This is a genomic window from Streptomyces sp. NBC_00029 (genome assembly GCF_045160505.1).
GTDB lineage: Bacteria > Actinomycetota > Actinomycetes > Streptomycetales > Streptomycetaceae > Streptomyces.
On record NZ_CP108292.1, the window covers coordinates 6,081,794 to 6,096,148 of the forward strand.

14 protein-coding genes are annotated in these 14,355 nt (G+C 72.3%); 10 read left to right on the top strand and 4 right to left on the bottom strand.

What is annotated here, in order from left to right; all coding sequences use genetic code 11:
- The first annotated feature begins 71 nt into the window (after positions 1–71).
- The 5 genes from OG753_RS28610 to OG753_RS28630 all read left to right on the top strand — a co-directional run bounded on the left by OG753_RS28610 (position 72) and on the right by OG753_RS28630 (position 5,994).
- Positions 72–770 carry a hypothetical protein gene (locus OG753_RS28610; protein WP_405792844.1) on the top strand — a complete coding sequence of 233 codons (699 nt, stop codon included), beginning with the start codon at positions 72–74 and terminating at the stop codon, positions 768–770.
- Positions 767–1,456, top strand: a complete 690-nt coding sequence (locus OG753_RS28615; RefSeq protein ID WP_327264495.1) for a DUF4166 domain-containing protein — start codon at positions 767–769, stop codon at positions 1,454–1,456. Before OG753_RS28610 ends, OG753_RS28615 begins: the two co-directional genes overlap by 4 nt.
- On the top strand, positions 1,453–2,082 hold the full coding sequence (locus OG753_RS28620) for a TetR/AcrR family transcriptional regulator (RefSeq protein WP_327264496.1): 630 nt from the start codon (positions 1,453–1,455) through the stop codon (positions 2,080–2,082). The genes OG753_RS28615 and OG753_RS28620 overlap by 4 nt, the downstream gene beginning before the upstream one ends.
- A 160-nt stretch (positions 2,083–2,242) precedes the next feature.
- Positions 2,243–4,012, top strand: a complete 1,770-nt coding sequence (locus tag OG753_RS28625; protein WP_405790676.1) for a glycosyltransferase family 2 protein — start codon at positions 2,243–2,245, stop codon at positions 4,010–4,012.
- Between the two features lie 2 nt (positions 4,013–4,014).
- Positions 4,015–5,994, top strand: coding sequence for a kelch motif-containing protein (locus tag OG753_RS28630; protein WP_327264498.1), 1,980 nt, complete (start codon positions 4,015–4,017; stop codon positions 5,992–5,994).
- Between the two features lie 37 nt (positions 5,995–6,031).
- Here the strand turns inward: OG753_RS28630 and OG753_RS28635 are convergent, their stop codons facing one another.
- On the bottom strand, positions 6,032–7,072 hold the full coding sequence (locus OG753_RS28635; RefSeq protein WP_327264499.1) for a glycoside hydrolase family 6 protein: 1,041 nt from the start codon (positions 7,070–7,072) through the stop codon (positions 6,032–6,034).
- A gap of 133 nt (positions 7,073–7,205) precedes the next feature.
- Positions 7,206–8,201 (bottom strand): DUF5937 family protein, encoded by a 996-nt coding sequence (locus tag OG753_RS28640; protein WP_327264500.1) that lies wholly within the window; start codon positions 8,199–8,201, stop codon positions 7,206–7,208.
- A gap of 94 nt (positions 8,202–8,295) precedes the next feature.
- On the opposite strand from OG753_RS28640, the gene OG753_RS28645 reads away from it, so the two are divergent.
- Together OG753_RS28645 and OG753_RS28650 are read left to right on the top strand one after the other, a co-directional pair.
- The gene (locus OG753_RS28645) at positions 8,296–9,552 is read left to right on the top strand and encodes an MFS transporter (RefSeq protein ID WP_405790677.1); all 1,257 of its coding nucleotides are present in this window, start codon (positions 8,296–8,298) and stop codon (positions 9,550–9,552) included.
- A gap of 21 nt (positions 9,553–9,573) precedes the next feature.
- A complete protein-coding gene (locus tag OG753_RS28650) occupies positions 9,574–10,083 on the top strand; it encodes a MarR family transcriptional regulator (protein WP_327264502.1) in 510 nt (169 codons plus the stop codon).
- 160 nt (positions 10,084–10,243) lie between these two features.
- Here OG753_RS28650 and OG753_RS28655 read toward each other — a convergent pair whose 3' ends face one another.
- Positions 10,244–10,624 carry a hypothetical protein gene (locus tag OG753_RS28655; RefSeq protein ID WP_405790678.1) on the bottom strand — a complete coding sequence of 127 codons (381 nt, stop codon included), beginning with the start codon at positions 10,622–10,624 and terminating at the stop codon, positions 10,244–10,246.
- Between the two features lie 218 nt (positions 10,625–10,842).
- Between OG753_RS28655 and OG753_RS28660 the strand changes: the two genes are divergently transcribed.
- From OG753_RS28660 to OG753_RS28670, 3 genes are all read left to right on the top strand, one after another.
- Complete coding sequence (locus tag OG753_RS28660; RefSeq protein WP_327264504.1) at positions 10,843–11,172, top strand: DUF3817 domain-containing protein; 330 nt, start codon at positions 10,843–10,845, stop codon at positions 11,170–11,172.
- A gap of 98 nt (positions 11,173–11,270) precedes the next feature.
- Positions 11,271–12,971, top strand: coding sequence for a methylmalonyl-CoA mutase family protein (locus OG753_RS28665; protein ID WP_327264505.1), 1,701 nt, complete (start codon positions 11,271–11,273; stop codon positions 12,969–12,971).
- 87 nt (positions 12,972–13,058) lie between these two features.
- Positions 13,059–13,454, top strand: coding sequence for a hypothetical protein (locus tag OG753_RS28670; RefSeq protein ID WP_327264506.1), 396 nt, complete (start codon positions 13,059–13,061; stop codon positions 13,452–13,454).
- 36 nt (positions 13,455–13,490) lie between these two features.
- On the opposite strand, the gene OG753_RS28675 is transcribed toward OG753_RS28670, so the two are convergent.
- Positions 13,491–14,111 (bottom strand): TetR/AcrR family transcriptional regulator, encoded by a 621-nt coding sequence (locus OG753_RS28675; protein WP_327264507.1) that lies wholly within the window; start codon positions 14,109–14,111, stop codon positions 13,491–13,493.
- Positions 14,112–14,355 lie beyond the last annotated feature (244 nt).

The window sequence follows — 14,355 nt, forward strand, 5'->3', positions numbered from 1 at the left end:
TTGAGCGATCGCTCAACTTCCCCTAAGGTGCCGTTTGAGCGATCGCTCAACACGTGGAACGGGGGGTGACGATGGGCCTGTACGTCGAGACGGTGATCCGCGCCGGAATGGACGAGCTCTGGGAGCGCAGCCAGGACCCTGCGCAGCACCAGCGGTGGGACCTGCGGTTCACCTCCATCGGCTACCTGCCGCGCGCCGAGGGCGAACCCCAGCGGTTCCGGTACGCCACCCGCGTGCTGCCCTTCCTCTCCGTCGACGGGACCGGGATCTCCGCGGGCGAACGGCACCGGGACGACGGAACCCGGGTCTCCGCCCTGCGGTTCGCCTCGGAGCACCCCCTCTCGCTGCTCGCCGAGGGCAGCGGGTACTGGCGCTACGTCCCCGGCCCCGACGGCATCCGCTTCCTCACCGGCTACGACTACCGCCCGCGCTGGGGCCGGTTCGGCGCTCTCGCCGACCGCCTGGTGCTGCGCCCGCTCATGGGCTGGGCCACCGCCTGGTCCTTCGACCGGCTGCGGCTGTGGTGCGAGCGCGGGACCACCCCGGGCCTCGCCCTCGCCCGTGCGATCGGCGAGAGCGCCCTGCGCGCCCTGCTGTGCGCGGCCGCCCTGGTGTACGCGCCGCCGGTGGCCGCCCTGTTCGTCCTGGCCGCCGCCCTGCTGCTGCCCCCGCTGCCCGGTACCCCGGCCGCCCGCCGCTGCCTGCGCACCCCGCCGGGCCGCACCTCCGCCACCGCGCCCCGCCTGCTCAGCACCCTGGAGCCGTCATGACCTCGATCTTCCGGGCCCACATGGGCGCCGACTTCGACCGTCTGCACCCGCAGATCCAGCGCCGCTTCTCGGTCGGGCTGACGAGCGGCGAGGGCTGCATCGGCCGCGGCACCATGGATCGGATATGGCACGGCCCCGGCTATGTGAAGCCCTTCCTGCGGCTCGGCGGCATGCGCAACATCCTGGTGCCGCGCGAGGGGCGCGACGTCCCCTTCGTCATCGAGAACCTCCCCTACCTCGACTCCTTCGGACGCGAGACCGTCACCTTCGTACGGACCTTCCGGCTGCCCGGCGGACCCCATCGGTTCGACGCCACGATGGTCCACAGCCCCGAGCGCGACTGCGTCCTCGACTACCTGGGCACGCACCAGCACCTCGCCAGCGACCTCCACATGAGCGCCGAGCCCGACGGCTCGCTGCTCATCCGGTCCGGTGAACACCGCTTCCGCGAGGGCCCCCTCGACGTCCGCGTCCCCGACCTCATCGGCGGCGAGGCCGAGGTCCGCGAGTCCTTCGACGAGGCCACCGGCCGGTTCCGGATCCGGGTGCGGGTGGTCAACCGCCGCTTCGGACCGCTCTTCGGGTACGAGGGCTCCTTCACCGCGGAGTACGTCGACGCCCGCGACCGGTGGGCGACCGGACTCTGCGGCGACCTGCGGCCCGTCCGCGAGGAGGTCCGGGCATGAGCGCCGCCACCAGGGACAAGCTCCTCGAAGGAGCCCTGCGCACCCTGGTCGAACAGGGCATCGCCAAAGCCTCCGCCCGCACCATCGCGGCCACCGCCGGCGTGGGGCAGGGCCTGATCTTCTACCACTTCGGCTCCGTGGACGAGCTGCTCGCCGCGGCCTGCCGGTCCGGAGCCGAGCAGCGGGTGGCCCGCTACCGCGAACGCCTCGCCGAGCTGGGCAGCCTCGCCGAACTGCTGGAGTTCGCCCGCGCGATGCACGAGGAGGAACGGACCGCCGGGAACGTCGCCATGCTCGGGCAGCTGCTGGCCGCCGGGCAGAACTCGCCCACCCTCGCCGCCGCCACCGCCGACGGGCTCGGCCTGTGGATCGCGGAGCTGGAGAAGGTCCTCACCCGGCTGCTGGCGGCGACCCCGCTGGCCGGGTACGCCGACCCGGCGGGCCTCGCCCGGGCCACGGCCGCCTCCTTCATCGGCATCGAGCTGTACGAAGGGGTGGACCCGCAGGGCGCCGGCAGCGCGCTCGACGCCCTGGAGCAGCTCGCCGGGCTCGCCGCCGTGCTGGAGGGCCTGGGCTCCCTCAGCCAGCGCGTGGTGCGCCACGGCCTGCGGCGCGGCACCCGCTGACCCGCCCGCGCCGCCCCGGCCGGCGGCGCGCGTCACCCGTACGGCCCTGTGCCCCGACCCGGACGAGGATTCGCCCGGACGGCCGATCCCCGTTCGACACGCCCCGGTCCGTCGCCTTTCGTGGGGTGAAGGCCTCGGGGACCGAGCACCGGGAGGGACCGTGGCAGGGACCGTGCCGGAAGGCTTCGACTACGAGACACACAGCCGCCTCGCCGGTCCGTTCGCCGATCCGGCGCCCGGCCCCGACGGCGTCCACCACGTGGCGTACCGCTCCCTGCTCTCGCGCGAGGAGGTCAGTACCCGAATACGGGCGATCGCCCTCATGACGCTCGCCCCGGTGGCCGCGGCCGGCCTGCTCCTCTACCTCGTGTGGCCCACCCACTGGACCGTCCGGGAGGGCGCCGCCCGCTGGCTGATCGTCTGCGACGCCGCGATGCTCTGCTCGCTCGCGCTGATCATGCTGTTCACCCTGGTCAACGTGGTGTCGATCGCCCACGCCACGATGGTCGCCCGCGACCCCGTCCCCGTACCGGCCGAGCCCGGCACCCGCGTCGCGTTCCTGACCACCTATGTCCCCGGCAAGGAGCCGCTCGCCATGGTGCGGGCGACCCTCCTGGGCGCGCGGCGCATCAGGCACGACGGGCCGCTGGACGTATGGCTGCTGGACGAGGGCGACGACCCCGAGGCCAGGGAGCTGTGCGCGAAGCTCGGCGTACGGCACTTCACCCGCAAGGGCGTGCCCGAGTGGAACACGGCCAGGGGCGCCCACCGGGCACGGACCAAGCACGGCAACTACAACTCCTGGCTGGCGCGGCACGGCGACGACTACGAGTTCTTCGCCTCCGTCGACACCGACCACGTACCGCTCGCGAACTACCTGGAGCGGATGCTCGGCTACTTCCGCGACCCCGATGTCGCCTTCGTCGTCGGCCCGCAGGTCTACGGCAACTACACCGAAGCCGTCACCAAGGCCGCCGAGTCCCAGCAGTACCTCTTCCACGCCCTGATCCAGCGCGCCGGCAACCGGTACGGCGCCCCCATGTTCGTCGGCACCAACAACGCCGTACGGATCAGCGCCCTGCGCCAGGTCGGCGGACTCTACGACTCCATCACCGAGGACATGGCCACCGGCTTCGAGCTGCACCGCAGCCGCAACCCTGCCACCGGCCGGTTCTGGCGCTCCGTCTACACCCCCGACGTGCTGGCCGTCGGCGAGGGCCCCGCCTCCTGGACCGACCTCTTCACCCAGCAGCTGCGCTGGTCGCGGGGCACCTACGAGACCCTGTTCAGGCAGTACGGCAAGAGCCTCCTCACCATGCCCGCCGGCCGCCGGCTCAACTACACGCTGATGCTCGTCTACTACCCGATGACCGCGGTGAACTGGCTGCTCGGCATCCTCAGCTGCGTCCTGTTCCTGTGGTTCGGCGCCTCCGGCACCCAGGTCTCCTCCAAGGTCTGGCTGATGCTCTACGCCGACGCGGCAGCCCTCCAGGTGGGCCTCTACCTGTGGAACCGCCGCCACAACGTCTCGCCCCACGAACCGGAGGGCTCCGGCGGCGTCGCGGGCATGGCGATGTCCGCCGTCTGCGCGCCCGTCTACCTCAGGTCCCTCGGCTCCGCGGTGCTGCGCACCGAGGGCCGTTTCGTCGTCACCCCCAAGGGCGGGGACGCGAGCCCCGACCGGCTGGCGACCTTCCGCATCCACCTCTTCTGGGCCGCCGTCCTGATCCTCTCGCTGCTGGCATCCGTCGTCCTCGACCACACGCACGTCGCCATGAGGGTCTGGGCGGTGCTGGCGCTGGCCATCGCACTCGCCCCGCTCGTCGTGTGGTGCGTGACGCGCGGCCGGGCGGGATCCGGGGGCGGGGCGGACGGAGGGTCCGAGCCGGGTGAGGAGCCGGCGTACGTCCGGGCGACAGGAGGGAACTGAACATGGCCTACCAGCCGTCGAAGAAGCTCAAGAAGACCGCCCTGGGCGCCGGCGCCGCGCTGGTGCTGATCGCTCTCAACGCGCCCGCCGCGATCTCCTTCGCCGAGGACCGGTACCACTCGTACAAGATCGGGCAGCCCAGCTACCGGATCCAGTACGGCTCGTGGGACCTCGTCGGACTCCCCGACGAGTACCGGATCAACGCCATGCACGCCGCCCTGCTGCACACGGGCAAGGTGCTGCTCATCGCCGGCAGCGGCAACAACCAGAAGAACTTCGACAAGGGCACCTTCGACACCGTCCTGTGGGACCCGAAGGACGACAGCTTCAAGAAGATCCCGACGCCCGAGGACTTCTTCTGCGCCGGGCACAGCCAGCTCCCCGACGGACGGCTGCTGGTGGCCGGCGGCACCGCCCGCTACGAGGTGCTCGACGGGAAGGTCACCCGGGCGGGAGGCCGGATGCGGGTCAAGAACGAGAACCCGGACAAGGCCGTCAAGCTGCGCAAGGGCACCCGGTTCCGGTCCCCGTCCGGGGTGGAGTACGAGGCGAAGTTCGACGTCGTCGTGGCGAAGGCGAAGAAGAAGTTCGAGATCACCTACGGGCGCGGCGGCCAGGTCGTGCCATGGCGGACCACGGTGGTGGCCGCCGAGTCCCGGGTCTTCGTGGAGGCGGTGAAATCCGGCGCCGAGGGGCTGACGACGGAGGCCGCGCAGTACGAGGTGGTCGGGCTGACGGGAAGGGACGCCCACAACGTCTACGGGCTCGCGGAGCGGCTGAGCGCCGACAAGCAGGACTTCCAGGGCATCAAATCGGCCTACGAGTTCGACCCGGTCGCGGAGAAGTACCTCCGCGTCGACCCGATGAGGGACGCCCGCTGGTACCCGACGCTGGTGACCCTGGCGGACGGGCGGGTGCTCGCGGTGTCCGGGCTCAACGACGTCGGCGACGTGGTGCCCGGCGACAACGAGTACTACGACCCGCGGACGAAGAAGTGGTCGAAGGCTCCCTTCCACTACTTCCCGACCTATCCCGCGCTCTTCCTCATGCAGGGCGGCAAGCTCCTCTACACCGGCTCCAACGCGGGCTACGGTCCGAAGACCAAGGGCCGCGAGCCGGGCGTGTGGGACCTTGCGACCAACGAGTTCAAGAAGGTGGGCGGGCTGGCCGAGCCGGACCGGATGGAAACCTCCTCCTCGCTCCTGCTGCCGCCCGCCCAGGACCAGAAGGTGATGGTCCTCGGCGGCGGCGGGGTCGGTGAGTCCAGGCTCTCGTCCAGCCGGACCGCGATCGTGGACCTGAAGGAGGAGAACCCCGTCTTCCGGTCCTCGGCGCGGCTGCCGCGCGCCACCCGCTACCTGAGCAGCGTGCTGCTGCCGGACGACTCGGTCTTCACCACCGGCGGTTCGGCCGACTACCGCGGCCGGGGCGCCAGCGACATCCTCAAGGCGCAGTTCTACTACCCGCGCACCGACTCCTTCGCGGCCGCCGCCGATCCGGTCGTGGGCCGCAACTACCACTCGGAGGCGCTGCTGCTGCCCGACGGCCGGGTGGCCACCTTCGGCTCGGACCCGCTCTTCGCCGACAAGGACAACACCCGGCTCGGCAAGTTCGAGCACCGGCTGGAGGTGTACACGCCGCCGTACCTCTACCGGGACCCCGGGCTGCGGCCGGTACTGGGCGCGGGGCCCGAGGAGCCCGACGAGAACGGCCGGGCCACCTTCGCCACGGCGCACCCCGAGCGGATCGAGCGGGCCCGCCTGATGCGGCCGAGCGCGGTCACGCACACCACGGACGTGGAGCAGCGCTCGATCGAACTCGGGCTGACCCGGACGGACGACTCGGTCACGGTCGAGGTGCCGCGGGACCCGACGCTGGTCCCGCCGGGCCGGTACATGCTGTTCGTGACGGACGCGGACGGCACGCCCTCGGTGGCGAAGTGGCTCCATGTGAAGGCCCCGCAGCCGGCGGACACCCCGTAGGGGGACGGGGCGAGGCGGCGGCACGGCGGGTTCCGCGTCATTCCCTGGCGCGGCGGGCCAGCCCGAGGGCGTAGTCCGGCCACCAGGTGCCGGCCGTCGGACCGCCGCGGCACGTCCCGTCGGACTCGCCGGGCCGCTTGACCCAGAGGTACGCGTCGACGAGCGGGTCGCCCGTCCGGTCGGTCGGCGGGGTCCCGAGGGCGCGGCCCGGCGGATTGCACCAGGCCTGCCCGCGGTCGCCGGCCAGCGGCCCGTCGCCGTTGCGGCTGGTGTCGATGACGAAGTGCTTGCCGCTCGCGCCCTTGGAGATCCTGGCGCCGTAGGCCCGGGCGGCCGCGTCGGGCTGGAAGTTGGAGACGTTGAGGGCGAAGCCGTCGGCGCGGGCGAGGCCCGCCTTGAAGAGGGGCTCGACGAGGTCCATCGGGTTGGGGATCCAGGCCGGATTGCCGGCGTCCAGGTAGACCTTGGTGTTCCGGTTCTTCTTCAGCCGGTCCACGGCCTCGGAGAGGAGCTGGTAGCGCTCGGCGTGGTGCTCGGGCGGGGTGCAGCCGTCGATGACGTGCGCGATGGCGTCCGGCTCCAGGATGACGACGGCCTTGGTGTCCTCGATGTTGTCCGCGAAGGCGCCGATCCAGCTGCGGTAGGCCCGGGCGTCCGGGGCGCCGCCGGCCGAGTGCTGCCCGCAGTCCCGGTGGGGGATGTTGTACGCGGCGAGCAGCAGGGTGCGCCCGGTGGCCCTTGCTCCCGTCCGGGCGCGGCGGATCTCGGGGCCGGGGTCGTCGCCCGGCCCCCACAGGGTGAGCGGGCGGTCCGCGATCCTGCGCAGCACCTGGGCGTCGCCGTTGCGGCCCGCCGTCTCCCAGGCCGCGACCTGCCGGGCGGCGTCGCTGTGCGGGTCCACCCAGAACGGGGACTCCTCGGCCGCGACGATGGGGGAGGGGGCCCGGGGCGTGGCCGCGGGGGTCCCGGGGCCCGGTGTGGCCGACCCGCTGCACGCGGGGGTCGCCGCGAGGAGCAGGAGGAGGCCGAGGACGGGGGCGGGGGTTCGAAAACGCGGCCTGCGAGCGGCGGGGGGCATCCGGCTTCCTCGGGACGAAGGGTCGGGCAGCGGACCGGGATACCGCAATATGGTGACATGTTGGACAGGTGGCGCGGCTGTGCGACACCGTACGAGGAGCATTGGGCGTGGGCCGGGGCCGGTCGGGCCGGGTTCAGCGGGCCGGCTCACCCGTGGTGAGCGCGATCGCCAGCGGGGTGCGCTCGTAGCGGACCTGGTGGCCGTGGCGGGCGGAGAAGAGCAGTCCCGCCGCGTGCAGCACCTTCAGATGGGCCGAGACGGTCGACGGGGCGAGGCCGAGCCGGTGGGCCAGCGCCGTGGTGGAGGCCGGCTCCTCCAGCGCGCACAGCACCTCGGCCCGGGCCCGGCCCAGCAGCCGGACGAGCGCGTCGGGGGTGTTCTCCTGCGCCGGGGTCCACAGTGCGCCGATGCCGCGGGCCGGGTAGACGATGGTCGGCTGCCAGGGCGGGTCGAAGCCGCCCGCGATGCCCGGCCAGATGAAGGCGCTCGGCATCAGGAGCAGCCCCTGGCCGCCCAGGACCCGCTCGTGGTGACTGGGCCGCTCGATGGTCAGGGTGAGGGAGGCGGGGTCCCAGGCGAGGCCCGGGTGCAGACCGTCGAAGAGCGACTGGAGCCCCCCGGCGGCGAGGCGTCGCGAGTGGAAGAGGACGTCCGCCTCCAGCAGGGCCCGCAGCCGCGGCCAGTGAGGCTCGATCAGCAGGCGCCAGACCCGCTCCATCAGGTCGGCCAGGTCGTGCACGGCCCGCGCCGGATCGGCGAGCAGGGCCCGGCCCAGGTCGCTGTCCAGGGCGCCCGGCGTACAGGCCAGGGACTTGCGCATGTCCTCGCGCGCCGCGGCCGGATCCGTCCCGCGGATCAGCGCGAGCTCCTCCTCGAAGGACACCCCGGGCCCGCTCGGCGGCGGGCTGATGAAGTCCGTACTGTGCCCCCGGTTCGGCATGAGCAGCCACAGCGGCCGCAGGTCCAGCCCGTCGACCGCATCCCGGTTCCGCCGCAGCCAGGGCAGGTGGTAGCCCAGCCGGTCGGGCCGGCTGAGGGTGCGGACCGCCTCCTGCGTCTCCCACGCGGGCGACAGCGCGAACCGGCACCGCAGCAGGTCCTCGTGCCCGAAGTAGTGGTGCAGTCCCATCCCGGTCCTTCCCTCGACGCACCGCACTCTGCCTCAACATTCGGCCAGGGACGAATCTCTGGGGAGCCGGATCCGGGGCCGCGACGCTGGGCCCATGCCAGCCGACACCAAGGCGCCCGGGCCGTCCGCACCGCCACCGGGCTACCGCTCCGTGTTCCGGGTCCGGGAGTTCCGGACCGTCTTCGCCGCCCACCTGCTGTCCGTACTGGGTCTCGTGGTCGCCGAGATCTCGCTGTCCGTCCTCGTCTACCGCACCACGGGCTCGCCCCTGATGAGCGCGCTCACCTTCGCCCTCGGCTTCCTGCCGTACGTCCTCGGCGGCACCCTGCTCGCCGGGATCGCCGACCGCCACCCCGCCCGCCGGGTCCTCGTGGCGTGCGACCTGATCTGCGCGCTCTGCGCGACTGCCATGGTGCTGCCGGGCACGCCCGTCGCCGTGCTCCTCGTACTGCGCTGCGCGATGGCCTTCGTCGCACCGCTGTTCCAGGGCACGCGCAACGCCTCCCTCTCCGACATCCTCGGCGTCGGCGACGCCTTCGTCCTGGGCCGCTCGCTGCTGCGCATGGTGGCCCAGAGCGCCCAGCTCATCGGCTTCGGCCTCGGCGGGCTGCTGCTCACCTTCGTCGCACCGCGCGGGGCCATCGCCCTGACCGCGGCCGGGTTCCTCGGCTCCGCGCTCCTGCTCCGGCTGGGCACGCTCAGCCGCCCCGCCCGCACCGGAACCCGTACCTCCCCGCTCGCCGGACTGCGCGCCGTCCTCGGCCGGCGCCGGCTGCGGGCACTGATGCTGCTGTTCTGGCTGCCGCCCCTCTTCCTCGTCGTGCCCGAGGCGCTGCTCGCGCCGTACGCCGACGGCATCGGCGCCGGCACCGCCGCCCTGGGCCTGATGATGTGCGCCATGCCCGTCGGCACCATCGCCGCGGAACTCTGGGCCGGCTCGGCCCTCAGCGCCCGGACGCGCTCACGGATCGTGGCCCCGCTCGCCGCCGCCGGTCTGCTGCCGCTCCTGCTCTTCGCGCTCCGGCCGGGCCTGCCCATCGTCCTCGCCGCGCTGCTGCTCGCCGGGCTGGCCCACGCCTACACCCTCGGGCTGGACCAGTGGTACGTCGACGCCGTTCCCGACGAGCTGCGCGGGCGGGCGATGACCCTGCTCAGCACCGGCCTGATGACCCTCCAGGGGGTCGGTATGGCCCTGGCCGGCCTCGCCGCCGAATTCCTTCCGGTGCACCAGGTCGTCACCGGCGCCGCGGTCCTCGGTACGGGGGTCGTCCTGCTGCTCCTGGCCGAACTCCGGTCCGCAGTCCGGCAGGAGGAACGACTGAGGCGTGAGACGGCCCCCGCCGTGAAGTGACCTCCCGGTAGGGTCACAGGCGTGCCCAAGCCGCTCAGCCTTCCCTTCGACCCCATCGCCCGCGCCGACGAGCTCTGGCAGCAGCGCTGGGGACCCGTGCCCTCGATGGCCGCGATCACCTCGATCATGCGCGCGCACCAGATCCTCCTCGGTGAGGTCGACGCGGTCGTCAAGCCGTACGGGCTGACCTTCGCCCGGTACGAGGCGCTGGTGCTGCTCACCTTCTCCAAGGCCGGCGAACTGCCGATGTCGAAGATAGGCGAGCGGCTGATGGTGCACCCGACCTCGGTGACCAACACCGTGGACCGGCTGGTGAAGTCGGGGCTGGTCGCCAAGCGGCCCAACCCGAACGACGGCCGGGGCACCCTCGCCTCCATCACCGACAAGGGCCGCGAGGTCGTCGAGGCGGCGACGAAGGACCTGATGGCCGTCGAATTCGGCCTCGGGGCGTACGACGCCGAGGAGTGCGGCGAGATCTTCGCACTGCTGCGCCCCTTGCGCGTGGCCGCCGCGGACTTCGACGAAGCCTAAGGGCTGTCCCGCAGCCCCCGGCGGGCGCACGACGCCAGCTACGGCACCTCGTTGCGTTGTCGGATCGCCCGAATGTGCCCGGTATGAGTACGACCCTCCGCCTTGCGATGCACCGCATCTGACGCCGTGCGCTGACCCACCGCGGACTACGGGACAGCCCTTAGGGGGCGTTCTGCCGGCAGGCCCGGCGGGCGTCGAGCGTCATCCGCCGGACCGGCGACAGGGCGCATCCGGCCGTCACGTACCCCGCGGCGATCGACAGCGGGCCGAGAGCGGCGAGGATCAGCAGGGTGGACGCCATCAGGGGGTCCCGGGGCTGCTGGCGCCGAGGCGCCGGACAGGGGGCGGCCGGCGCGGTGTCCCGGGGCGGCGGACAGGCGGTGGTCACCAGGACGACCGAGGTGCCGGGACCCATGTTCAGGACCGGCTCGCTGCCCCGGCTCACGGCCTGCCCCGCCAGCAGGTGCACCACGGCCAGCAGGACCGTCCCGGCCGTCATGAACACCCCGCCGTAGACGCACGTGAGGCGCAGGCGGGTCACGGGCCGCCGCCGCGGCGAAGGCCGGCCACGACGCGGCCCCGGACTCGGATCGGCACCGGCACTTCCCCCCTCATGGCATGACGAGCGTCCGCTCACCCCACTGTCGCCGCTGCACCCCTAAGAGGAGCGTCAGCACGGAACGCGCCCGGGCTGCGGGGGCCCGGCCCCGCCCGGGGCCGCGTCAAGATCGAGCAAAACGGACGGCTAGGCTCGTCCGCATGAAACGAAGCGTGCTGACCCGCTACCGCGCCATGGCCTACGTGACCGCGGTCATGCTCCTGATCCTCTGTGCCTGCATGGTGGCGAAGTACGGCTTCGACACCGGTGCCGACCTGACCTTCGTGGTCTCGCAGGCCCACGGTGTGCTCTTCATGATCTACCTGGCCTTCGCCCTCGACCTGAGCTCCAAGGCCAGGTGGCCCTTCGGCAAGATGCTCTGGGTCATGCTCAGCGGAACGATTCCGCTGGCCGCCTTCTTCGTCGAGCGCAAGGTCCGCGCCGAGATCGAGCCGCTGGTCGACGACTCGCTCGCCACCGCCAAGGCCTGACCGGGGCCTCGTACGAGGCGAGCGTCACTCACCCCCGGGGCGACTCCCCGGGGGTTTGCCATCGACATTTACTAGGACGTCCTAGTAAATTCATGGGTATGGACGCTGACGCCATCGAGGAAGGCCGCCGTCGCTGGCAGGCCCGTTATGACAAGGCCCGCAAGCGCGAGGCAGACTTCACCACGCTCTCCGGCGACGAGGTCGAGCCGGTCTACGGGCCCCGGCCCGGCGACGCGTACGAGGGCTTCGAGCGCATCGGGTGGCCGGGTGAGTACCCGTACACCCGAGGACTCCACGCCACCGGCTACCGGGGGCGGACCTGGACCATCCGGCAGTTCGCCGGCTTCGGCAACGCCGAGCAGACCAACGAGCGCTACAAGATGATCCTGGCCGCCGGCGGCGGCGGGCTCTCCGTCGCCTTCGACATGCCGACCCTCATGGGGCGCGACTCCGACGACCCGCGCTCGCTCGGCGAGGTGGGCCACTGCGGCGTCGCCATCGACTCCGCCGCCGACATGGAGGTCCTCTTCAAGGACATCCCGCTCGGCGACGTCACGACCTCGATGACGATCTCCGGGCCGGCCGTGCCCGCCTTCTGCATGTACCTGGTCGCCGCCGAGCGGCAGGGCGTGGACCCCGCCGTCCTCAACGGCACGCTCCAGACGGACATCTTCAAGGAGTACATCGCCCAGAAGGAGTGGCTCTTCGAACCCGAGCCGCACCTGCGCCTCATCGGCGACCTCATGGAGTACTGCACGAAGGGCATCCCGGCCTACAAGCCGCTGTCCGTCTCCGGCTACCACATCCGCGAGGCCGGGGCCACGGCCGCGCAGGAGCTCGCGTACACCCTCGCCGACGGCTTCGGCTACGTGGAGCTCGGTCTCTCGCGCGGGATGGACGTCGACGCCTTCGCGCCCGGCCTGTCCTTCTTCTTCGACGCGCACCTCGACTTCTTCGAGGAGATCGCCAAGTTCCGCGCCGCGCGCCGGATCTGGGCCCGCTGGATGAAGGAGGTCTACGGGGCGAAGAGCGAGAAGTCCATGTGGCTGCGCTTCCACACCCAGACCGCCGGCGTCTCGCTGACGGCGCAGCAGCCGTACAACAACGTCGTGCGCACCGCCGTGGAGGCCCTCGCGGCCGTGCTCGGCGGCACCAACTCCCTGCACACCAACGCCCTGGACGAGACCCTCGCCCTGCCGAGCGAGCAGGCGGCCGAGATCGCCCTGCGCACCCAGCAGGTGCTGATGGAGGAGACCGGCGTCGCCAACGTCGCGGACCCGCTGGGCGGTTCCTGGTTCGTGGAGCAGCTCACCGACCGCATCGAGGCCGAGGCCGAGAAGATCTTCGACCAGATCAAGGAGCGCGGCCTGCGCGCCCACCCCGACGGGCAGCACCCCATCGGGCCGATCACCTCGGGCATCCTGCGCGGCATCGAGGACGGCTGGTTCACCGGGGAGATCGCCGAGTCGGCCTTCCAGTACCAGCGGTCCCTGGAGAAGGGCGACAAGCGCGTCGTCGGCGTCAACGTGCACCACGGGTCGGTCACCGGCGACCTGGAGATCCTCCGGGTCAGCCACGAGGTCGAGACCGTCCAGGTACGGGAGCTGGCGGCCCGCAAGGGACGGCGCGACGACACGAAGGTCGACGCCGCGCTGAAGGCCATGCTGGACGCCGCCCGGGACGGGTCGAACATGATCCCGGCCATGCTGGACGCGGTGCGGGCCGAGGCCACGATGGGCGAGATCTGCAACATCCTGCGCGACGAGTGGGGCACCTACACGGAGCCGCCCGGCTTCTAGCCCGTCCTGGACCGCTCGCGGATCGGACCGGAGCGCGTCCGCCGGAAGGGTGGGCAGGGCCGGTCGTGGCGCCCGTACGGTGGCGCCATGACCGGCCTTCCCGTTTCCGTGCCCGGTGTCAGCGCCCGTGTGGCGATGCAGACCGGCTGCGGTCCGTACGCGTACATCGTGGCCGACTTCGAGCCGCCCGGCCCCGACGGGGAATCGGAGTTCCGGCACACCGTGGCCGACCGCCGGCTCCCGCACGAGTTCCTGCCCGCGGTGTGGGAGGGGATCCGGGAGGGGCTGGGCGGGGTGGCGGCCGTCGTGGTCCTCACCGACGGCGGCTTCCACGAGGTCGACTCCCGCGATTCCGGCTACCGGCTCGCCGGCCGGTACGCCGGGCTGGCGGCGCTCGCGGCCGCCGGTCTGGGGGAGCCGCCCGAGGACCGGGGCCGGGGGATCCGGGTGAACTGGCCCGGGAAACCCCGGCCGGCGCCCTGACCGGCCGTCCGCGTTCCGGGAGCGGCGGCCGTGGGGTCAGACCGCGGCCGGGCCCTGGAGGCCGTGCATCAGGAGGGCCGTGAACGTGGCCACCCAGAGCTCGTCCACCGGCTCGGAGCTCACCAGGGCGCGGTGCACCACCGTGCCCGCGATCACATCGAAGATCAGGTCCGTGGTGCGGCCCGCGAGGGAGTCGTCCTCCTCGTACGGGAGTTCGCCGCGGGCCTGGGCCCGTTCGCGGCCCAGAACGACGAGACGTTTCTGCCTGTCCACGATCGCCGACCGGATCCGGTCACGCAGCGCCTCGTCCCGGGTGGACTCGGCGACGACCGCCATCAGCGCGGTACGGGCCTCCGGGCGCCGCAGCAGCTCCGCGAACTGCAGCACCACGTACTCGATGTCCGCTTCCAGGGAGCCGCGGTCCGGGAGTTCGAGTGCGTCGAAGAGCTCCGCGACCGCGTCCACGACCAGCTCGTTCTTGCCCGCCCAGCGTCGGTAGAGGGTGGTCTTGGCGACTCCCGCGCGGGCGGAGACGTCCCCCATCGTCAGCTTCGACCAGCCCAGCTCGACCAGTGCGTCCCGGGTCGCGGCGAGGATCGCGGCGTCCGCGGCGGCACTGCGGGGACGACCGGTGCGGCCGGGGCTGGGGTTGCGCATGGCCGAGACCATACCCGTCGGTAGCCGGACCGGCCGCTGTGGTTCAGATCACGGGCGGAGAAGGGGAGCGGCGGGCCTTCGGGGGAGTTACGCTACGGCTCGTAGCGTAAGAGCGACAACCACGCGAAGGGCTACAGGCGCCAGGTGGGGACCCGGCGCCGTTCAGCATCACGATCGCGTCAGTACGGCGGCACCACGGCCAATTCACGCGATCTTTTTCGTCGGCGCGCGCACACGGGGGAGG